19 protein-coding genes are annotated in these 22,200 nt (G+C 40.0%); 17 read left to right on the plus strand and 2 right to left on the minus strand.

Translation table 11 applies throughout. The annotated features are described in order from the left end of the window. Nucleotides 1–457: 457 nt before the first annotated feature. A complete protein-coding gene (locus CSV69_RS11085) occupies nt 458–688 on the minus strand; it encodes a hypothetical protein (protein WP_085427725.1) in 231 nt (76 codons plus the stop codon). Nucleotides 689–917: 229 nt separating this feature from the next. Further along, on the minus strand, nt 918–1,301 hold the full coding sequence (locus tag CSV69_RS11090) for a helix-turn-helix domain-containing protein (RefSeq protein ID WP_099693433.1): 384 nt from the start codon (nt 1,299–1,301) through the stop codon (nt 918–920). Between the two features lie 850 nt (nt 1,302–2,151). Here CSV69_RS11090 and CSV69_RS11095 point away from each other — a divergent pair. The 17 genes from CSV69_RS11095 to rsmI all read left to right on the plus strand — a co-directional run bounded on the left by CSV69_RS11095 (nt 2,152) and on the right by rsmI (nt 22,179). Beyond that, nucleotides 2,152–3,585, plus strand: coding sequence for a polysaccharide deacetylase family protein (locus CSV69_RS11095; RefSeq protein ID WP_099693458.1), 1,434 nt, complete (start codon nt 2,152–2,154; stop codon nt 3,583–3,585). 18 nt (nt 3,586–3,603) lie between these two features. Continuing rightward, nucleotides 3,604–4,923: a nucleotide sugar dehydrogenase gene (locus tag CSV69_RS11100; protein ID WP_099693434.1), complete on the plus strand. Its 1,320-nt coding sequence runs from the start codon at nt 3,604–3,606 to the stop codon at nt 4,921–4,923. A 15-nt stretch (nt 4,924–4,938) separates the two neighbouring features. Further along, nucleotides 4,939–6,735, plus strand: coding sequence for a glycosyltransferase family 2 protein (locus CSV69_RS11105; protein WP_099693435.1), 1,797 nt, complete (start codon nt 4,939–4,941; stop codon nt 6,733–6,735). A 32-nt stretch (nt 6,736–6,767) separates the two neighbouring features. Next, entirely contained in the window at nt 6,768–8,495 is a 1,728-nt protein-coding gene (locus CSV69_RS11110) for a polysaccharide deacetylase family protein (protein ID WP_099693436.1), read from the plus strand. 33 nt (nt 8,496–8,528) lie between these two features. Next, nucleotides 8,529–9,806: a helix-turn-helix domain-containing protein gene (locus CSV69_RS11115; protein ID WP_099693437.1), complete on the plus strand. Its 1,278-nt coding sequence runs from the start codon at nt 8,529–8,531 to the stop codon at nt 9,804–9,806. Between the two features lie 68 nt (nt 9,807–9,874). Next, entirely contained in the window at nt 9,875–12,433 is a 2,559-nt protein-coding gene (locus CSV69_RS11120) for a winged helix-turn-helix domain-containing protein (RefSeq protein WP_099693438.1), read from the plus strand. Between the two features lie 29 nt (nt 12,434–12,462). Next, complete coding sequence (locus CSV69_RS11125; RefSeq protein WP_158232657.1) at nt 12,463–14,970, plus strand: winged helix-turn-helix domain-containing protein; 2,508 nt, start codon at nt 12,463–12,465, stop codon at nt 14,968–14,970. 87 nt (nt 14,971–15,057) lie between these two features. Further along, nucleotides 15,058–16,482, plus strand: coding sequence for an aminotransferase class I/II-fold pyridoxal phosphate-dependent enzyme (locus tag CSV69_RS11130; protein WP_099693440.1), 1,425 nt, complete (start codon nt 15,058–15,060; stop codon nt 16,480–16,482). Nucleotides 16,483–16,497: 15 nt separating this feature from the next. Continuing rightward, on the plus strand, nt 16,498–17,139 hold the full coding sequence (gene tmk, locus CSV69_RS11135; protein ID WP_099693441.1) for a dTMP kinase: 642 nt from the start codon (nt 16,498–16,500) through the stop codon (nt 17,137–17,139). Between the two features lie 53 nt (nt 17,140–17,192). Further along, a complete protein-coding gene (locus tag CSV69_RS11140) occupies nt 17,193–17,522 on the plus strand; it encodes a cyclic-di-AMP receptor (protein WP_029054849.1) in 330 nt (109 codons plus the stop codon). A gap of 17 nt (nt 17,523–17,539) precedes the next feature. Further along, the gene (locus CSV69_RS11145; RefSeq protein ID WP_085427736.1) at nt 17,540–17,980 is read left to right on the plus strand and encodes a YaaR family protein; all 441 of its coding nucleotides are present in this window, start codon (nt 17,540–17,542) and stop codon (nt 17,978–17,980) included. 68 nt (nt 17,981–18,048) lie between these two features. Then, nucleotides 18,049–19,059, plus strand: a complete 1,011-nt coding sequence (gene holB, locus CSV69_RS11150; RefSeq protein WP_099693442.1) for a DNA polymerase III subunit delta' — start codon at nt 18,049–18,051, stop codon at nt 19,057–19,059. Further along, the gene (locus tag CSV69_RS11155) at nt 19,052–19,879 is read left to right on the plus strand and encodes a PSP1 domain-containing protein (RefSeq protein ID WP_085427738.1); all 828 of its coding nucleotides are present in this window, start codon (nt 19,052–19,054) and stop codon (nt 19,877–19,879) included. Before holB ends, CSV69_RS11155 begins: the two co-directional genes overlap by 8 nt. 16 nt (nt 19,880–19,895) lie before the next feature. Continuing rightward, complete coding sequence (yabA, locus tag CSV69_RS11160; protein ID WP_085132300.1) at nt 19,896–20,255, plus strand: DNA replication initiation control protein YabA; 360 nt, start codon at nt 19,896–19,898, stop codon at nt 20,253–20,255. 55 nt (nt 20,256–20,310) lie between these two features. Beyond that, complete coding sequence (locus CSV69_RS11165; RefSeq protein WP_099693443.1) at nt 20,311–21,054, plus strand: tRNA1(Val) (adenine(37)-N6)-methyltransferase; 744 nt, start codon at nt 20,311–20,313, stop codon at nt 21,052–21,054. Further along, on the plus strand, nt 21,041–21,304 hold the full coding sequence (locus CSV69_RS11170) for a GIY-YIG nuclease family protein (RefSeq protein WP_085427740.1): 264 nt from the start codon (nt 21,041–21,043) through the stop codon (nt 21,302–21,304). Before CSV69_RS11165 ends, CSV69_RS11170 begins: the two co-directional genes overlap by 14 nt. After that, entirely contained in the window at nt 21,304–22,179 is an 876-nt protein-coding gene (rsmI, locus tag CSV69_RS11175; RefSeq protein ID WP_369823956.1) for a 16S rRNA (cytidine(1402)-2'-O)-methyltransferase, read from the plus strand. Before CSV69_RS11170 ends, rsmI begins: the two co-directional genes overlap by 1 nt. Nucleotides 22,180–22,200: the final 21 nt, after the last annotated feature.

Below are 22,200 nucleotides of genomic sequence, written 5' to 3' on the forward strand. Positions count from 1 at the left end.
ATTCCTTTATTTCTTGTGTACCATTCTATTTAATTATGATCAATCGTCCCCCGTAAGCGCTCTATCTACTGCGTTGACCGCTCTATTGGCATCGCTGAGTGCTCTATTCCTCGCCGTGACCGCTCTATCCACCGTGCTCACCGCTCTATCATCCCCCACAACCGCTCATAGCCTTCAATATGTAGCTAATTTCCACCAATAATTATGTGTCGATCAATCTTTCACCACAAGCGCTCTATCCGCTGTGTTAACCGCTCTATTGCCGTCGCTAAGTGCTCTATCACACGCTGCGACCGCTCTATCAACCACGCTCACCGCTCTATAGCCCTCCACAACTGCTCATTAGCCCCCCATCGCAAAACCCTTTTAAAAAGTAGAATAAAAAAACCCATGTTAGAAAAGCCCATGGATTAAATAATGAATACCTATTAATTTTTGTTTGCTTTGGTTTTACTACTCACACAGAGTAGTAAATATCATCTTCACTCTCGTAGCGCACAGCAATGGACTGTCCATTATCTGATTGGAACTGCAAGGCAGCGATGTCTAGTTGGCCAGTAAGAATAGAAAATGAATGATGATCATGCTGTGTAGGTAGAAGAGAATAGTGGATAATATCATGAATAAGAGAAGACATATCTTCAAATGAAGTAAAAATATAATACTCATTAACCATATAAGCCGGCATATTGCTCATCTCCTTGTAATTAGCTAAAGAACGGATCGACGGAGGGGCCAAAGCGAATAACTTTCAGGCTAGCAGGTACTTTGCAGCTGGCTTCAAAATGAGCCTGAATTATATTATTTGCTTCAATTAGAATATTTGTGAATATAAAAATCATTCTACCGTTATTATAAAGTAGAATGATAGAAATTACTATTGAGTATTGTCGATTTATTGAAAAAGGGTAATTAGATTATTTTCTCAAACTAAACATAGTTTGCATGAAGGCCAACAGTGCATTTTTATCTGCGTCAGATAAGTCTATTCCGTTAAAAGATACTTGTCCGCGTAAAATATTCTCAAGAGCAAGATCTTTAGGTTGTCTCTTGTTTTTTGAAGAAGCGATGGCTTGATCTACTGTTTCGTTAGGTAAGTAACCTGCCAATATTAGTAACTCGTTTTTATCCGTCTCTAACGCAGCTGCCAATGCACAAATCGTTTCACGAGAAGGATTGTATCTACCTTTCTCCAGTGAAGCAATGAAAGAGTAGCTCAAGTCAGCGCGATCTGCCAAATAACGTAAAGTCATTTCACGTTGTTCACGTAATTTCCGTAGACGATTTCCAAACTCGTTCAATAATATCCCCACCTTATCTATCTACAGTTTTTAGTAAAAAGTATGCATTACTATTATAGCCTATTTATATAAAGATAAACAGAACAAAGTCAAAAGTCTAATAGGTAAAAAGACTATTTTATTAAAAAAATTACACTATTCAAATAAACCTTCGATAGATCTCGTCTGATGATAGCTTAGATAAATATAGTTAAAGCGGATACAGCACTGTATTTGAATTTTTGCCTATATAGTTATTTTACTTTATTGAGTGGTGAACTTCTATACTCCATATCCCTTAGTTTTTAAATAGTTTACTTTCTATATGTATTTTTAACGAGCCTACAAAGAAACTCATGTATTAAAAATTCATTTTATTACGCGATAGAATTATCTGACAAATGTGTTGACAAAAAGAACAAATGGGCATAATATGTGTTGTAAGGCTAAACAAAACGTTTTTTGCTCTCTTTGTTTAGAAAAACAACACAAAATAATTCTTGATATAGAAAGGGGAGTAGAAGGGGTTCCGATGTATACGGCTACCCACATTATATATTCCACAGTTTACCTTTGCATCTGCTTACGTTTATCTTGTGTAGCATTTTAGCTTTTGTATTAGTTTGCTGGACAGTAATTATAAGGATGATTGTAGTGATAGGCGATAGTAAAAACATACGTAACGAAAAGCAGTAGAACTTTTATGTAGTCAGCGAATAGGTCTGAACTTCTTATTAACACGGGTCGTTCGGAATACTTAGTGTAATCTTTGTACTTTATACTAACAAATTTGACTAAAAATGTGGTGACACAGAAAGTGCAGGTGTTGAGAATGCGTTATGAATCTAAGGAATCTCGCAACAAGAGCAAAATGAAGTCTACCACTCTTCTTTTATTTCTAAGTTCTATATTGGTAGTAGGAGGGTGTTCACCTCTATTTGGAAATAGAGCAAATAATGACTCTAATGCAGTCGCATTAGCCAGTGAAAAGGTAGACCACTATGTCGGTGAGAAAAGTAAGGCTCTTTCTTTTGTATGGACTACTAGAAAGGAGTTATCCCTAACATTTAACGGAATGGCTGATAAAAAGACGATGTTGGAACTTTTGGATGCATTAGAGGAAAACAATATTCCTGCTACATTCTTTTTACCTGGTATTCGGGTAGCAGAAGAGCCTGAAATTGCTAAGTTGATTTTGGAACGTGGTCATGAAATAGAAAACAACACATTGAATCAAATGGAAATTCGGAATATGAGTTATGAACAGCTATATAAAGAAGTGAAACTGAGTAATGAAGTAATTCGAAATGAAACCGGTGTTACACCTCGTTATGTAAGGACTAGATCTGGTGATTACAATGAAGAACTACAAGCAGTCACTGCACAACTGGGAATGGATGCAGTCATTAATTACACAATCAATCCACGTGAAGGGGATATGCAAGGGGCTAAATCAATTGGAGACTATATTGAAAGATATATAACACGCGGGTCCATCATTTCTATGCATACGGACATCAATCCCGAGGTAGTAGGATCCATTCCATATATCGCAAAAGCTGTAGAAAAAACAGGCTATAAATTGGTCCCGCTAAAAGAACTGGTCGATAGGGGAACTGAGCGCAAATCACTGGAGCAAATTACAGGCTATGATCGAATCAAAATCAATCCAAACTATAAAGACATCAAACCCAACATCTTCTACGACGCTCAAACGGAAGAAAAAGTTATTGCACTGACATTCGATGACTGGGCAAGCGACTATACAGTGTCCAAGATTCTAGACATTTTAAAAGAGGAGAAGGTTCCGTCCACGTTCTTCCTAATTGGTAAAGGTGTAGAGAAGAATCCAAACCTAGCACGAGCAATTTATGAACAGGGGCATGAAGTAGCAAGTCACTCATACGGTCATGAAGTTGTAACAGAGATGACCCCTGAAAGGTTACAAGAGGATTTGGTGAAAGCCCATAGAGCGATTACCGAAGCTATTCAAGCAAGGCCAACAATGTTATTTCGTCCTGCTACAGGAGAAATAGATGAAGAAACTGCAAAGATTGCTATGGCTACAGGTTATAAAAGTATTGCATTATATGATGTCACACCGTTTGACTGGGACCTGGAAAATGATGCAGATGAAATTGTAAAACGCGTCATCAATAAACGCGGAGATGGAAGCGTCATCGTACTTCACATCTTAGATGGCACACATACGATCGAAGCCCTACCTAAGGTGATTCATACATTACGCGAGGAAGGCTACACATTTAAACATATGTCCGAGTTAATGCGAATGAAGAATAACTAATAGATGGAGATGGTATCAATGGCGAATACATTATACGAGCGAATCGCAGATAAACAGGAAAAGATTGCGGTAGTTGGTTTGGGTTACGTAGGACTACCGGTGGCTATCGCATTTTCGGAAGTGGCTGACGTCATAGGTTTCGATGTTAGTGAAAAAAAGATCGATCAATTATTCGCTGGAATTGACGTGACGGGCGATGTAGGAGACGAACGAGTACGCGATACAAGTATGCTATTCACTTCAGATGAAAAAGACTTACAAGATGCAAAGTTTTTCGTTGTCGCCGTTCCCACTCCTATTCAGTCAGGAAATCTCCCAGATTTAAAATTTCTTCAATTGGCCAGCCAAGCTGTAGGCCGAAATATGAAGAAAGGATCGATCGTAGTCTATGAATCAACAGTTTATCCAGGGGTTACAGAGGAAGTATGCATACTCGAACTTGAAGCAGCATCGAACCTGAAGTTTGGAACAGATTTTACGGTTGGCTACTCGCCAGAGCGAATTAATCCGGGTGATCAAGTACATCGTCTTGAAAATATTGTGAAAATCGTCTCGGGTAGTGATAAAAAAACACTGGATACTGTGGCAAGCGTCTATGAAATGATTATTGATGTCGGAGTATACCGTGCGGAATGTATCAAAGTAGCAGAAGCGGCAAAAGTTATTGAAAATGCACAACGGGATATCAACATTGCGTTCATGAATGAACTTTCCATGCTGTTCAATCAAATGAAGATCGACACACAGGCAGTCTTACGGGCGGCGAAAACCAAGTGGAACTTCTTACCGTTCTCACCGGGCTTAGTAGGAGGACATTGTATCGGAATTGACCCCTACTATTTAACATATAAAGCAGAAGATTGCGGTTACCGATCTAGGATATTACTTGCGGGGCGTCATATCAATGATTCTATGGCAATATACATTTCCCAGCAAATCCTTAAAAATCTGGCGCAGCAGAAAGTGAATATGAACGATATTAAAGTAGGCGTACTGGGCCTAACCTTTAAAGAAGATTGTCCCGACTTCCGTAACACGAAAGTACTCGATATTATCAATGAATTAAAAGAGTATGGAATCGAACCTATTGTAGCAGACCCATTAGCTGATCCCCAAGCAGTGAAAGAAGAATGTGGTATTACACTAACGTCAATTGATGAATTCAAAGACTTGCATGCGGTGATTGTGGCAGTACCTCATGAAACATACAGGGGACTTAGGCTGGAAGATTTCCAGCAAATGTTCAAGTCAGAGACTACGCAGCTATTAGTAGATATAAAAGGTATCTACAATAAAAAGGAGTTTGAAGAGCAAAATATTCGATATTGGAGTCTATAAGAAAGGAGTGGAATTATGCTGAAAGAAAAACTAACGATCAAAACAGTAGTCAGACACACTAGTGAATCGACACTTCTTCCGAACGTTCCAATAGTCCGAAGAGATGAAGAAGGCAACATGGTCGAAACAAATCGCCTGTTGAAAGATTCCTGCTCATGCGACTTCAACGTCATAATGAAAGAAAAAATGTTCGGCACTAAAATGAAAACAAAAGCTATCGAAATATCTAAAACTGAGCTGATTGTGGACTTCGATTCATCTATGAATGCACTGAAAGCCGGTGATGTTGTAAACTTACGCTTTAAAATTCCCGAAGGAACATTGGGCGAAGGGTACGAGTCGACAGTGAGAATCCAAGGAACAGTTAGCTGGCAAGAAGTGAAGATGCCAAATGGTGAAGTAAGCTGGAAAATGGTATTCAGATTTGTTGAATCTTTGGATACGTACTTCCAAAGAACGAAATGGAGATTTATTACGACTATCACTCTTGCCAGTCTACTGCTCGTATCATTCTTCATTGTATTAATGCGTGTTGAAAGTTTAGTCTACTTTAAATTCAATAAATTCATTTACTTCTATAGTCTCATTGCAGCTACCTTCTTGCTGACCCGTTATATATTTGGAGCCTTATATAAAAATGTCCCAATTAACCCAAATTATCGTCCGGGTGTTTCCATTATCATTCCTGTCTTCAATGAAGAGGAATGGATTCATAAAACGATTTACAGCTGTCTAAATCAAAACTATCCTATCGACAAGCTGGAAGTAATCGTTGTAGATGATCAGTCTACAGATCTCACGGTAGAAAATGTTTGGAAAGCGGTAGAAAAGTTGGAGCAAGAAGATGAAGTTTACAAAATAAAAGAGCGATTACAAGTATACGTTATGCCGAAAAACGGTGGGAAACGCGAAGCTTTGGTTGATGGTGTAGCAATGGCTAAGCACGACCTCGTAGTATTCGTTGATTCTGATAGTTTTCTAGAACCAAACGCCATTTTGAATTTAGTCCAGCCGTTTCAAGATCCTAAAATGGGTGGCGTTGCTGGTCGAACGGATGTTGAAAATAAATATGCAAACAGTATTACTAAATTACAAGTTGTACGTTATTACATTGCCTTCCGCGTCATGAAGGCAGCTGAATCATACTTTGATTGCGTTACTTGTTTATCCGGTCCGCTTTCTTGTTACAGAAAATCCTTGATTCTCGAACACCAGGAAGATTGGCTCAATCAAACCTTCTTAGGCCAGCCAGCAACATTTGGTGATGATCGCAGTATGACCAACTTTATTTTACAAACACATCGCACAGCATATCAAGATAAAGCAATTTGTTCGACAGTTGTACCTGATAAATTTGGTGTGTTTTTAAAACAACAAATGCGTTGGAAACGTTCGTGGTTACGTGAATCACTACGTGCAGGAACTTTTATTTGGAAAAAGGAAGTATTCATGGCTTTGTTCTTTTATGTAGGACTGATTGTACCGATAGCCGCGCCAGTAGTTGTACTGTACAACTTAGTATATGTACCGCTGTATCACGGTATATTCCCAGCGACATTTTTAATGGGACTATTCCTAATGGCCTTCATGATGAGCGCGGCTTACTTGTTCTTTAAAAGAAGCAGCTTGTGGATCTTCGGATTTGTCTTCGTGTTGATGTATGAAGCAGTTCTTTTGTGGCAGATGCCGGTTGCCTGGGTAACCTTCTGGAAATCTACTTGGGGAACACGTGATACACCACAAGACATCGAAGCACGAGAGAAGAAATTGGGGAAGAAGTTGAAAAAAGATCCTCTAACTATCAAATCATAACTATATGAATTTGTAGACAAGGAGAATGGCGTATGAAACAAAAAAATAATGAAGTATTAGATTATGAAATGAAGAATCGTAGGAAAGTAAGACGTTCGATTTTTCAATTAGCTATCTTACTGATCGTAGTCTTCCTTGTATTCCAAACGTTTGTCGAAATGAATCGTTATGATGCAACAGATAGTAAGGAATGGAAAAACAAGAAAGGCTTTATTGCACTATCCTATCCTGGTGTATCGAGGGATGGTTCAGATTCACTGTTTGCTAAGAAGCAATTGCAACAGCAGCTGCAAGCGTTAACAGACCAAGGATTCGTGACCATCTCTCAACAAGATGTCTTAGACTTCTATAAGAAAAAGAAACCATTACCCGAAAAGGCATTGTTTCTTGCTTTTGAAGATGGCCGTACGGATACGAGTGTATTCGTCAATCCATTGTTGAAGAAATATAACTACAAAGCAACATTACTATCCTTTGCCAATAAATTGAATGAGAAGGATAAACGGTTTTTGCAGCCTTCGCATTTGAAGCAGATGCAAAAAAGCGGTTTTTGGGAATTAGGCAGTAATGGCAACCGCTTAACATATATCAATATCTTCAATAAAGCAGGCACATTCCTGAACATACGCAATGATGAAGAAGTACTGAGTAAGGATGAAATCGATTCGTACAATCACTTTTCGATGGACTTTATCCGCGATCAGTACTTGATCCCTAGTGAAAATCGTGTAGAGATGGAGCGACGAATTACAAAGGATTACGAAGAGATGCGTCAAACATATCAAAAACAGTTGGGTTCGACACCGGGTGTCTACATGATCATGCACGCCAATGGGCTCTACAATACGGCAAACAATTTGGTTACCGAAGTAAACGACAAGGAAATTAGAAAGACTTTCGATATGCACTTCAATCAAGAAGGAGACGCGTACAACACAAAGGATAATGAATTATATAATCTTACACGTGTCCAGCCCGTGCCTTCCTGGTCAACCAATCATTTGCTAATGAAAATTCAAAAAGATACCAACCAAAAAGTAGAATTTGTAAAAGGGAATGAAAAACAAGCGAAGCAATGGAAGGAAATAGAAGGCGCGGCTGAGTTCAACGAGAACACCATTACACTTACATCAAAAGCAAGAAAGCAAGGGAAATTGGTATTGACAGAGAGTAATGACAAAGACATTCAATTTACTGGCAAAGTGGGCGGGGATGTTGAAGGTCAACAATCCATTTTCTTACGGCGTAGTGATAATGGTGATGGATATGTAAAAATAGCATTTGAAAATGATCAAATGATTATTGAAGAAAAAGTAGAAGGTCATTTGAAGGAATTGCTTGATACCCAGTCAATAGAGACAATCAATCACGCTCAAGCGACTGATAGTGATGAGTCCACTTCAAGAAATGAAAATGAAGTGCAACAAGAAAAACTACCCAACGAAAAGTATATAGAAATGAAGCTTCAAGATAATAAGTTATCCATTTGGATAAATGACAAAAAAGTTATCAATAAGCTAGCTATCAATCCAGATATTCAAGCTGGCAAACTAGCACTTGGTTCTACATGGATAACAGGTGACTTTAATGATCCAATCCATGATGCACACTTCAGTGATGTCACAATCACTTCATTAGCAAATAAAGACGTTGCGCAAACTACATTATTCACAAATGAAATACAAAAACCACAGCAAGTCATGTATACGTTTGTCGGTTCTATCAAGTCTGCAATGAACTGGGTAGTTGATAATTTCTAATGACTGGCATGAGCTGAAAAGGCGGAGATTTCAATGCTAACTACTAAAAACATCATATTCATTGTGATTTCCTGCCTCTTTTTCAGTGGATGTCAGGAAAAGAAACAGCAAACTATGGATTTATCAGTTCTAGATGAATTGAAGTTTTCAGCTTGGGTTACAGAATGGCAATGGCAAAGCGGAGTGGAGGATCTACGACAAGTTGAAGGTCTTGATAGAGCGCAGGTTTTTGCAGCTTATTTCGATGGGGAAGATCACATTTACTTCCGCGATAAAATGGACGATGCCATTGCTGGTATGAAGAAGCTATCAAAAGAACGTAATATCCCGCTGGATTTAACGATTGTGAATGATCTGTTTCTACCCGATGGAACAGTTGTCCACAAAGATTCAGAGTTAATTGGACGATTGATAGAAACGCCTGAAAGTCGTAAACAACATATTGATAATATTTTGGAGTACATCGATACCTATCAATTTGAAGGTCTTGAAATAGACTACGAAAATATAAACGAAGAGGACTTGCCGAATTTGATCCAGTTTTATCAAGAACTGCATGTCGTTCTTGAAGCACAAGGAAAACCATTGCGTATTATATTGGAGCCTAACTTACACGTGGAACAATACAACTTTCCAACAGGACCGGTTTACGTCATGATGGCTTATAACTTACATGGGGGGCATTCCGAGCCGGGCCCAAAAGCGGATGACGAGTTCATCCGTAAAGTAGTGAATAAAATGAATACTCTTCCTGGGCAACCGGTTATCGCCTTATCAGCTGGCGGTTTTAGTTGGCAGCACGGAAATGGGGAAACGAAAACTCTTACAGAGATGGATGCAGAGGATCTTGCTGAAACAGCGGATGTTGTACCTATGCGAGATCCATCGAGTGGCAGCATGTACTTTGATTACCAAGATGCACATGGTGATACGTTTACTGTTTGGTATGGAGATCAGCAAACCTTGTATCAATGGATGAAGATTTCAGCTGAAGAGGGACAGACGAGAGTTTCTTTATGGCGAATGGGGGGAATGGAAACATCCACATTGGAATTCCTGAATAAAGCCGTCAATTATAAAGCGAAGGCGAGAGGAGAAAACGAGATGTTTGCCAATCATATAAAAGAACTCAGGAAACAAATGAATCTGACGCAGGCAGAGTTGGCCGAGCGAGTGGGGATCGGACGTACAGCCTTATCCAAAATAGAGAACGGTGCGTACTATCCAAGTGCCAAAACAATGAAAAAGATTTCGGATGTACTTAATAAGCCAATTGGGGAAATATTTTTTAATACAGATATATCTTCATGACAAGTGAACAGTATGTACCGTCCATATCCTAGTGTGAGTCGTAAAGCGACCGAGGGGAGAGAAGATTCATGAAAGTACATGGAGCAGATGAAAAAATTAAAATGCCACTAGCAAACGAAGAAATAATCTTCAGAAAAGACATAGAGGTTCCTATTCATATGAGGGTAGTGCGACTTACTATTATTCGTGCACCAAAGGGATACGGAAAGACGATGTTGCTAAGTAAATCCCTCTTCGAGACAAAAGACTCAACGGCTTGGCTCACATTGGATGGAATGGATAATGATCCGGTTCGGTTTTGGACGTACGTGATTACCGCACTAGGTGGAATTGGGAAAGCGTTCGATACAGAAAAACTATTGTCATTCGTTAAAACTAGCCCACCTCATTTCATGATCGTCGACATGTTGTTGAATGAACTAACTAACATGCATGGTAAAACCGCACTTATTCTAGATGATTATCATATGATCACGAATCCAGTCATCCATAAAATGATGAACAGATTCATCGATTACTTACCACATCACGTAAAGCTGTTCATAGCGAGTCAAAATGAAGTACCACTAACTGTTTCAAAGTGGCGGACAAAAGGTTGGGTATATGAAATTGGTATTCAACAACTACAATTTCAACTGCATGAAATTCGAGAGCTATATAGCAAGCATTCACCTGAAATGAGTCATTCTATATTTTTTTATCAGCAAGTATTACGTATTACAGAAGGTTGGGCTTTAGGGATCCAATTAATCCACTTGGCGGGAATAGAGGATGATCGTCAATGGGAGTCAAAGGACTCTTCCATATTATCACCCGTGGTAGCAAATCACTTACTCTATGAAGTTTTATCGAGCCTCAAGCCTTCGATGCAAGACTTTCTAATACGTACATCCGTGTTGAATGAATTAACACCTGAAAAATGTAATCAGGTATTGGGTCGTAGTGATAGTGAAGATATATTGAAAGGTATAGAAAAAAGAGGGCTGTTTATTCATCGGTTAGATAACAGTCATTTGACATACAGATATCATAGTCTATTTTCAACTGCTTTACAGAACGAGATGCATCAGCGTTTTTCCAAAGACTCTATCACTGAAATTTATACCAAAGCAGCGTACGTCGAATATGAACTAGGTAATTATGCTCTAGCAATAGAGCTAGCGATAAAAGGAAAACTCTTCACCGTAGCGGATCATTGGATCGAAGAGAATCTAGTAAACATCGTTTTATCTAAACAAATAGAAATGTTTATGTGGTGGGTTAAGACGCTTCGTAAAAACTCCTTTGAAATTCATGTCGAAACGCTTGCCATATACGCATTCAATCTAGCCATGCAGTTTGAGATGGAAAAGGCAGGATCGATTGTTAGAGAGCTTGATCGTAGACATGAAAAAGATGGTTGGAAAAATGAGACCGCATTGGATGATGCATCACTAATTTTAGAGGTCGTAAAAGTCTTTATGTTGTGTACGCAGTGTGGACCGACAGATAAGAGAGTCCTGTATTTACAGCAAAAGATTCACAATCACCCATTTTCAACAGATTCTCGATGGAAACATGTGTCCATCATTTATAACCACTTTGAACCACAGTTGTTACGCACTAGTTTAGGCAACAGAGGTAAACTGTGCTCCATCAAACAATTATCTATATATAATGACACGTTGCGAAGTGATAAATTCCTCGCCCACAATTTAGCCGGGTATAGTTATGGTCTGCAAGCCGAAGTTCTCTATGAAATGAATCTACTGCCCGAATCAGAGCAATATATAGAAAAGGCAATGGAATATACTTACCGTCATGCCGACGCAGGCTTGTCTGTCCCCATGTACATTTTACAAGCGAAAATTTATCTAGACGGCAAACAGTTTATTAAAGCACAAGCCATACTCAACCACGCGATAGAGTCAGCGGTTAATCCCAACTGGCAATGTATTTTAATTACAATGAAAGCACTTGGTTATATTCGGGAAGGGTCTTTAGATCGGGCGGAATTTGAATTGAACAGATCATCAAGTCTAACCTACAAGCAGGCAGAGCCACGCTTGGAATTCTGGATTCTCGTACGAGCAAGATGGCATATGGAAAAAGGCAATATCCGAAGAGCTCTTTATTATATTGATCAAGTGGCGCAAGAAGCTAAAGAAAATTTTCAATTGACAACTTTAATAGAAGCAAAGGTATTGCGATCAATCTGCATGTGGCAAACCAATAAGAGAAAACTGGCGGTGGAGACACTTCATGAAGCACTCGAATTGGCAGTGAAGTCAGGTTATAAAAGACTATTCATGGATGAAAAAGCATTAAATTCAGTGCTGATCAGTTATATCAAAAGTCGAATGAATTTTGAACAGGCAGAATGGGAGACGGTCCCGCTTGTTTTTGCACAGTCGTTACGCACAGACCATATCACTCGTCCCACAACCACCAATCATAGTAAACCGAAGCTAACTCCGCGAGAGGAAGAGCTGATCAAAGCACTTGCGACAGGTTCAACAAATAAGGAAATAGCTGAACAACTATTCCTTTCAGAGGGAACCGTTAGAGTGTATTTATCGAAGGTGTATAAAAAGCTCAATGTCAGCTCGCGAACTCAAGCTATATTGCAAGTGAAGGATTGGCAGTAGAACTACTATCGACAAAGGGGATGGCTATAATGGTTGTATTAGTAGAATCGAAAATACAAAAGCCTGTTCATTTTGAAAAGTGGATTAGCAGGGAGAGTATGTTCACCGTCCGACATGAGGCGGTACAGTCAAACGTACTATTTATCAGCGCTCCAACGGGTTATGGTAAGACGACGTTTTTAACTCGTTGGTCAGAAGAACTTGATGAACATATTGCATGGCTATCAGTCGATGAAAGCGACAATCAAGCACTTCATTTCTTTGGATATATTATCTATACCGTTTATTCAGCGTGTAATTTGCTACCCAAAAAGAAATTACAAAAGAAGTTAGCCAAAGCAGACCGGAATGAACTGGATGCTATGTGGAGCTACTATAAAGAACTAGACAGAGGTAAAGAAAAGCCGGTACGATTGATCATCGATGACTTTCATCATATTAATGATCCAGAACTATTGGAAATGATTCAATACTTTGTAGTAAATTTACCGGAATCATTAAAAATTTGCTTCGCCAGTCGCCATCTTCCCCCCTTTACACTCGCACTATGGCAATCCTTATTAACTGTCACTGAAGTTAGAATGCAGCAATTGCGCATTACGGATGATGATATGAAAAGCTACTTGAAACAACACCCTCAACAGCAAGGATCAGTATGGCAAGAGTTTATTCAAACGGAAGGGTGGCCTGCGGGACTTCAAGAGGTTTTACAGTCACAAGGAATATCTCATCAATTGAGGTCTGACAGGCATCGACAATTCACAATGAATGTCCTAACAAATGATTTATGGAGCAATTTTTCAGGCTCCGCACAGCATTTCCTCTTAGTGACATCCATCTTGGACACAATGAATCAACAGATATGTGATGCCTTACTCGAAAGTAAAGAGAGTCTTATTCATTTAAAAAATCTGGAGGAAAAAGGGTTTTTCATAGAAAGTGATTCAGAAATAGATACACAATATCGCTATCATCCACTTTTTGCTGTAGCGCTACGGCAAAACTTGCAGAAAAACCATTCCAAGGAATTTGTATCTGCCTTGCATAGGAAAGCTGCAGGGATATACTTTCGGCAAGGTAATGTTGTGGAAGCCATCACCCATGCCTTAAAGGGGCAAGCGTACCCACTTGCAAGCACTTGGATGATGCATTACGGTGAGGATCTTATAAAAAATAAAAAAACTGCATCTTTTATCTCCTGGTGTAAAGAATTTGAAAAAGTTCATATTCCATTGGCTTTTGATCTTCAACTGCTCTTTGCTTTTGCCCTTCTAGCTGAGCATCAAGTGGATGAAGCAGATCACGTCATGAACCAAATGACGGCGCAAGGGAATCGGAAAGAATGGAATGCTTTTACCGAAAGAAGTCGATCTGCTGCATACGACTATTTCTTAATCAAATCCTATATCACAATCATTCGAATGGGTGGCGTGACAGAAGTAGGACAGTGGCTGCAAAAGGGCTTTGATTTACATGTAGAAAAAAGCTCCAAACTATACGTGCTACCACTTCAATTTAATAAAGTAGAGCCTGTATTATTACGAACACCACTAGGTTCGACCAAAAAATTAGGCATACAGCAAACTCTACTAGAGATACAATCTTGCCAGACAAATAAACTGTCCATAATAGGTTATTATCATGGGATTCAAGCTGAAACATTGTACGTGACAGGCTCAATAAAAGAAGCTAGACAGCAACAAGTAGAAGCGCTACTTCTAGCACATCATTTCCAAGATCCAGGTCTGTTGATACCTATGTATGTATTGAGTTGTAAATTGCATATAGCAAATGGTGAGATGGAAAAAGCACATGAGACGATCCGAAGCGCTTTACTATATACCGAAGACGGCTATTGGAAAGGGTTTTTATACGCATTCGAAGCGTTCCTGCACTTGAAACAAGACCATCTAGAAGATGCAGAAATGGCGCTCTCGATGATACAACGTGACTATGCAGAAGGTATACAGCAACATCCTTTTGTTGCGCTTGTAGAAGCAAGACTGCTTTTGAGAAAAGGGCAATGGGAAGAAGCATTGGAGAAAACATTGTGTGTGAAGTTCGAAGCTTTAGAAGAAAGGCAAATAGTAACATATATTGAGGCTACGATCTTAGAAAGTTCTTGTTACGCGCGTATGGCATACTGGCCCGAAATGGCTCAGTCCTTACAAGATGCAATGGCTTATAGTAAAGAATATGGCTATACGCAGTTATTCGTGGAAGAAGACAATATGGAGGATATGCTAAAAGAATATGTAAAATTACGTAAGCAACAAATTGATAGGGAATGGACACAGGTTCCACACTTCTACGTAGAACGCTTGATACAGGCCACAAAAGAAAGGAACCCTGTCCTAGAGTTGCTAACACCACGTGAACAGGAAGTGTTCTCACTTCTTGTGCTAGGTGAAACCAATTATAAAATAGCAAAAAACCTAGCTTTGACGGAAGGGAGCGTGCGGATCTATTTAACTTCTATATATGAAAAGCTATGTGTCAATTCTAGGAAGCAAGCCATGTTAAAGGCGTATAAATAATATAGGACGATACAAGTGGCGATACTTCTTACATCAGAAGTGTCGCTTTTTGCTATACTGAATGAAAGTAAAGGAGTGTAAAAACACATGAAGTATCGAGATCGCCCACTTGTACAGGCGTTGCAGGATTTTAACGACAAAAAAACCATTTCACTCCATGTACCTGGCCATAAAAATGGGATGTTATCAGATTTGCCTGAGGCTCTGCGTCAAGCACTTGCATATGACGTAACAGAGCTGACAGGACTCGATGATTTGCATGAGCCGACAGAAGCGATTAAACAAGCTGAAGATAAGCTGTCCAATCTTTATGGAAGTGACCGTAGTTTCTTTTTGGTGAACGGTTCGACAGTAGGGAATCTGGCTATGCTGTATGCGACGGTTCAACGGGGTGACTCAGTTATTGTGCAACGCAATGCACATAAATCGATATTTAATGCACTGGAACTAACAGGTGCCAATGCGGTATTTCTTTCACCAGATTGGCATGAGCAAACACAAACGGCTGGAACGGTATCGTTGAGAAGTATAAAAGAGGCACTCGCGCAGTATCCGAATAGTAAAGCAGCTATTTTAACTACGCCTACGTATTACGGAATGGTAAATAAAGATCTGAAAGCGATTATAGAAATTTGTCACAGCCATAACATACCGGTTTTAGTGGATGAAGCGCACGGTGCGCATTTTATAGCGAGTAAAGAATTTCCAAAGAGCGCACTAGAACTCGGAGCGGATGTTGTCGTTCAGTCTGCTCATAAAACACTACCTGCTATGACGATGGCATCTTTTTTACATGTTCGTTCGCAATTTGTAGAGTCGGAACGAGTGGCTCATTACCTACAAATGTTGCAGTCGAGTAGCCCGTCCTATTTATTAATGGCATCTTTGGATGATGCAAGATATTATGCAGAGATGTATGATGAGGATGACTTTGAAAGTTTTCAACTATACAGAAGTAGTTTAATTCGAGGTTTATCTACTATAAATCACGTCGAAGTAGTGGAGACTGACGATGAACTAAAGTTGCTTATACGTGTAATAGGTCATACCGGGTTTATCTTGCAGGAAGCATTGGAACAACAGGGTGTGTATACGGAGTTGGCGGACTTATATCAAGTGCTACTAATACTGCCTTTAGTAAAAGCGAAACATGTAGAATCATGTGCTCGTATAATCGACAAATTTAGGCGAGCAGTGGATAGTGTAACAGATCGAGAAGATACGTCAGTAGAAATCCATAACTTCTTGCCAATTAGTACTCCGACATCGGTAGTCTATACGGCAAACCAAATTCATACGATGGATACAGAGTGGGTAGATATTGAGAAGGCAACAGGAAAAGTGGCGGCAGATGCCGTTATTCCCTATCCACCAGGCATTCCTCTAGTATGTGCAGGGGAGCGCATTAGTCGCGAGCACGCTGAACAAATGCATAAACTCTTGACGGCTGGCTGTAGATTTCAGGGAGCATTCAATATTGAGAGGAAACAAATAATAGTAGTAATCGAATAGATGGGGGATAAAAAGATGGCGGGATTATTCATTAGTTTTGAAGGACCAGAAGGAGCTGGAAAGACGACTGTGTTACAAGAGATTACAGACCGTCTGAGAGAACAAGGACAAGACGTCGTGATGACTCGAGAACCGGGTGGAATTCCTATTGCAGAAAAGATCCGTGAAGTGATCCTAGATTCGAATCACGATACAATGGACAGCAAAACGGAAGCTTTGTTGTACGCAGCCGCGCGTAGACAACATTTGGTGGAGAAAATCATACCAGCACTTGAGCAGGGTAAAATTGTTCTTTGCGATCGTTTCATTGACAGTTCATTGGCTTATCAAGGTTTCGCACGTGAACTTGGTATTGAAAATGTACTGGCGATTAACTTATTTGCGATTGAACAATATATGCCAGATTGTACAATCTTCTTCGACGTGCCACCTGAAGTAGGACTAGCTCGAATATGGAAGGATAAAGACCGTGAACGAAATCGTCTAGATTTGGAAAAACTGGATTTTCATAAGCAGGTATACAAAGGCTATCAAGAAGTGATGCGACTGGATAGTGAACGAATTCAGGTGGTGGATGCACAACAAACACCAGAACAAGTAGTTGAAAATGTTTGGCGAATTGTAAGTTCTGAAGTCAACATACACAAGGATTCATGATATAATAAAAAGGAAACAAATTTTCACAAGAAATCGGAAAAGGGGAGAGTACATTGAAACTGATTGTAGCAGTGGTACAGGACCAGGATAGTAACCGATTATCTTCTGCATTGACTAAAAGTGATTTTCGGAATACAAAATTAGCCAGTACAGGTGGATTTCTTCGCGCAGGGAATACGACGTTCCTGATGGGTGTGGAAGATGATTTAGTCTCTAAAGCATTGGATTTAATTCGCGATAATTGTCGCTCTCGCGATCAGATGGTGGCACCCGTTTCACCGATGGGTGGTAATGCAGATTCATATATTCCGTATCCCATTGAGGTAGAAGTGGGCGGAGCTACTGTATTTGTCTTGCCAATTGAACAGTTCCACCATTTTTGATATAGAGGTGAATGCTGATGAAAGTCAATGGTGAATTCCGTACAGGTATGGATAAATTACCGCCAGATCCTCTTCGGCATGCACAAGGTAATAACAAATTTGGACAAATGGTAGAAAAACAAGGGGCGCGTCTGCAAGGAGAACAGATCACAAGGTTGTTTGGGGATATCTCAAATGCTGGAGATCGACTCGCTAGGTCGCGAAACTTACGTGATATGGCAAAATACAAGATGCTCATCAAACGCTTTTTGAAAGAAGCGGTAGATTCGGGTATCGAGTTAACACAATCCCATACATGGAACCAATTCGGTGAAGGTCGCCGATTGAAACTTGTTCAAACAATAGATGAAAAACTAATCGCGTTGACGGAGGCACTTTTGGATGAAGAAGAATCATCCATTGATTTACTCGCCAAAATAGGGGAAATCAAAGGTCTTCTAATCAATTTATATACGTGATCCCGTGCTGCACTCACATGTAGCACGGGGTTTTTTGCAACATGTTTACTAACTAAGGAGGAGCTTGCATGTCAGAGAAGTCGCACGACCATGCATTGCAGTCTCAGAAACAAGTCGTTGATAAGTTAACGAGGATTCACGAAAGACAGCGTATCGGACATGCTTATATATTTGACGGTTCGAACGGTGCTGGCAAGGAAGCGATTGCGCAATATTTTACGAAACTACTGTTATGCATGGAGCCGATAGAAAATGTTCCATGTGAAACATGTCATTCGTGTAAACGTATAGAGTCGGGTAATCATCCGAACGTAGTAATGATTAGACCGGACGGACAGGACATTAAAAAGGATCAAATGTCCGAATTAATTATGAAGATGACGAAAAAAGGATATGAAGAAGGACGAAAAGTATATGTGATTGCGAATGCAGAACGAATGAATACCTCGGCGGCTAATACATTACTGAAATTCCTCGAAGAACCAGAAGGTAGCGTTACGGCCATTTTATTAACTGATTCCTATTCGGCCATTTTGCCAACCATTCAATCACGTTGCCAACGTATTTCGCTACAACCAATGAATCGTCAAGATAGCATAGAAAGTCTTGTTGAAAAAGGAGTTACTGCCTCGATGGCAGCGACAGTAACGATGATGACAGCCAATGTCGAAGTAGCTTATGAAATGGCTCAAGAAGATTCCTTTGTACAGAGACGGAAATTAGTGTTAAAATTAGTAGAGGTAATCGAACAGCGATCTCAAGTTGAGTCGTTACTGTTCATTCAGACAGATTGGATGCCTTTCATGAAGGAAAAAAGTGATTGTGAACAAGGGCTGGATTTGCTTCTCTTTGCATACCGTGATATTGTGGCGGTAAAAGCAGGATTGGAGTCCACTATAGCCTATCCCGATCAATTGGAACTCTTCACAGGACATTCTGTCAAAAATACTTATAGCAGTTTAACTGTTAAAATAGATGCCATCTTGCAGGCGAAAAAACGATTGCATCAAAATATGAATCGTACGCTTTTACTAGAACAATTGGTGCTTACTATGCAGGAGGGGTTATTGTTTGTTTAAAGTCGTAGGCGTCCGCTTTAAAAAAGCGGGTAAGTTATATTACTTCGACCCATTGGATATGCCAATTGAAATTGGCGACTATGTCATTGTAGAAACTGCGAGGGGCGTAGAGTACGGTAAAGTAGCCAGTCGAAGTAATGAAATAGATGATGAAGATGTTGTCTTGCCACTGAAGAAGATCATTCGCCTTGCAGATGAGGGTGATCGTGAACGTGTCAAAGAGAATGAGCAAGAAGCAAAACAAGCATTTGATGTCTGTGTTGGAAAGATTACAGAACACCAATTGGATATGCGTTTAGTAGATGTAGAATATACATTTGATCGAAATAAAATCGTCTTTTACTTTACTGCCGAAGGACGTGTCGATTTCCGTAATCTTGTGAAAGATCTAGCTGCGATATTCCGTACGAGAATTGAATTGCGCCAGATTGGTGTGCGGGATGAAGCAAAAATGCTTGGTGGTATTGGTCCATGCGGTAGAATGCTTTGTTGTTCAACGTTTTTAGGTGATTTCGAGCCAGTATCCATCAAGATGGCAAAAGATCAAAACCTTTCATTGAACCCATCGAAGATTTCAGGTCTTTGCGGTCGCTTAATGTGCTGTCTGAAGTATGAAAATGATGCGTACGAAGAAGCGAAAGCACTCATGCCAGATCTAGGTAAACAAGTCGTTACGCCAGATGGAGTAGGGAAAGTGGTTGGGCTAAACCTATTGGAGCGTGTGCTTCAAGTGAATATGCCAGTATTTGAACGAGTAGTGGAATATGCGTGGAGTGAGATTGAGGATTTACAGAAGGAAATAGCTCAATTGACGAAATAATGATGAGGTGGAACAGTTGAAAGAAGTGAACTTTCTTGACAGAGTAATGGATTTTGAACAACAGTTGGATTCTATGCAAAAACAATTCAGAGAACTCATTGGTTTTGTAGCAGAGATGACTGAAGAAAACCACTCGCTTCGTCTGGAAAACCATCATCTGCGAACGCGACTCGATGAAATCGATAAGATTACACAAGAAATAGAAGAGGCCGCGCGTGATGAACGTCCAAAGAAGCTAGATGTGGGCGAAGGCGTAGACAATCTGGCACGCTTGTACAATGAAGGTTTTCATGTGTGCAATGTACATTACGGCAGCAGTCGTAAAGGCGAAGATTGTCTATTCTGCCTATCATTTTTAAATAAACAGAACGGTTGAAAGGTCAATTCCTATTTTTAGGTATTGGCTTTTTCTTTTGATTGAAGGAGTGTAGATTGTGAACCTACAAGGCGATGAACGACTAGATTATTTATTGGCAGAGGACTTGCGTATCATTCAGAGTCCTTCTGTTTTTTCCTTTTCCTTAGACGCGGTGCTATTGGCGCGTTTTGCCTACATGCCGATTCGTGGAGGAAAGATTGTGGATTTGTGTACGGGTAATGGTGTAATCCCACTATTCATGAGCGTCCGAACGAAAGGCAAGATTATCGGTATTGAATTGCAAGAGCGTCTAGCAGATATGGCGCAAAGAAGTGTAGTGCTTAACCATTTAGAAGAACAAATCACGATTAAAAATGGAAATGTCATCGGTATTGCAAAAGACATAGGTTACGAGTTGTACGATACAGTTACATGCAATCCACCTTATTTCCCGGCCAATGAAGCAAGTGCTAGAAATAAAAGTGATTATTATACAATTGCTAGACATGAAGTGGAGCTAACGCTCGATCAAGCCGTCAAGTCTGCAAGTGAATTGTTGAAGCAAGGCGGGAAAGCTGCATTTGTTCATCGTCCTGGTAGGCTTCTCGATATCGTTACATCAATGAGACAGTACCGTTTAGAACCAAAGCGCATTCGTTTTGTTTACCCGAAAGAAGGAAAAGAAGCGAATACACTTTTAATCGAAGCCATTAAGGATGGGAAACCTGATCTGAAAATCCTTCCACCTTTATACGTCTACCGCGAAAATGGAGAGTATACAGAAGAAGTGAGGCAGTTATTGTATGGAGAAGAATGAACACTTTTTCTATGTACTAACCTGTAATGATGGATCGTATTATGCGGGGTACACGAATGATTTAGAACGTCGCTTGCGTGTACATAATGAAGGAAAAGGTGCAAAGTATACAAGAGGTCGCTTACCGGTACAATATATTTATAAAGAATCGTTTGAAACACAGCGACAAGCAATGCAAGCGGAATATCAATTTAAGCAATTAACTCGAAAACAAAAAGAGCACTTTCTAAAAAAGGAGCGATCCACATGATTACATCTCAAAAAAGTGCCGAAACTACAGATCTAGGGAAGCTGTTCATTGTAGGCACACCAATCGGCAATCTGGAAGACATGACATTCCGTGCCGTCCGGATCTTACAAGAAGTAGATTATATCGCGGCAGAAGATACACGTAATACAATCAAATTATGTAATCATTTTGAGATTCAAACACAAATGATCAGCTATCACGAACATAATACGCGGGTGGCTGGGGATAAGATTATAGAACTACTTCAAGATGGGAAGGATATTGCTATTGTCAGTGATGCCGGAATGCCATGTATTTCAGATCCAGGCGCAGATCTTGTGGAACTGGCGATTGAACACGGAGTTGCTGTTGTTCCTGTTCCAGGACCGAACGCAGCGGTTACAGCATTGGTAGCCTCAGGCATTACACCGCAACCATTTCTATTCTATGGGTTTTTATCACGGCAAAAGAAGGAATTGAAGACACAGCTTGAGAAATTGCAAGGCTATGAGGAGACATTGTTGTTTTACGAAGCTCCACATCGTCTAAAACAAACATTACGTGGTTTAGCGGAACAATTTGGTAATGAGCGAAAGATTGTTATGGCACGTGAATTGACGAAACGATTTGAAGAGTTGTTGAGAGGGACGCTTGCAGAAGCAGTAGAATGGGCTGAGACGAATGAAGTCAGAGGTGAGTTCTGCTTAGTTGTGGAAGGAAATCAACATGTACAACATACTGTTGCAACTGCCTGGTGGACAGACTTGTCTATGAAGGAGCACGTAGAACATATAATAGAAGAAAAAGCGATTCGTTCGAAGGATGCTATCAAGGAAGTAGCGGAAGCACGTGAAGTAAGTAAACGGGATGTCTATCAAGCATATCACGTAGAATAAGACAAAAAAATCCTGAGCGGA

It is taken from the genome of Sporosarcina sp. P26b (assembly GCF_002743245.1).
GTDB lineage: Bacteria > Bacillota > Bacilli > Bacillales_A > Planococcaceae > Sporosarcina > Sporosarcina ureae_C.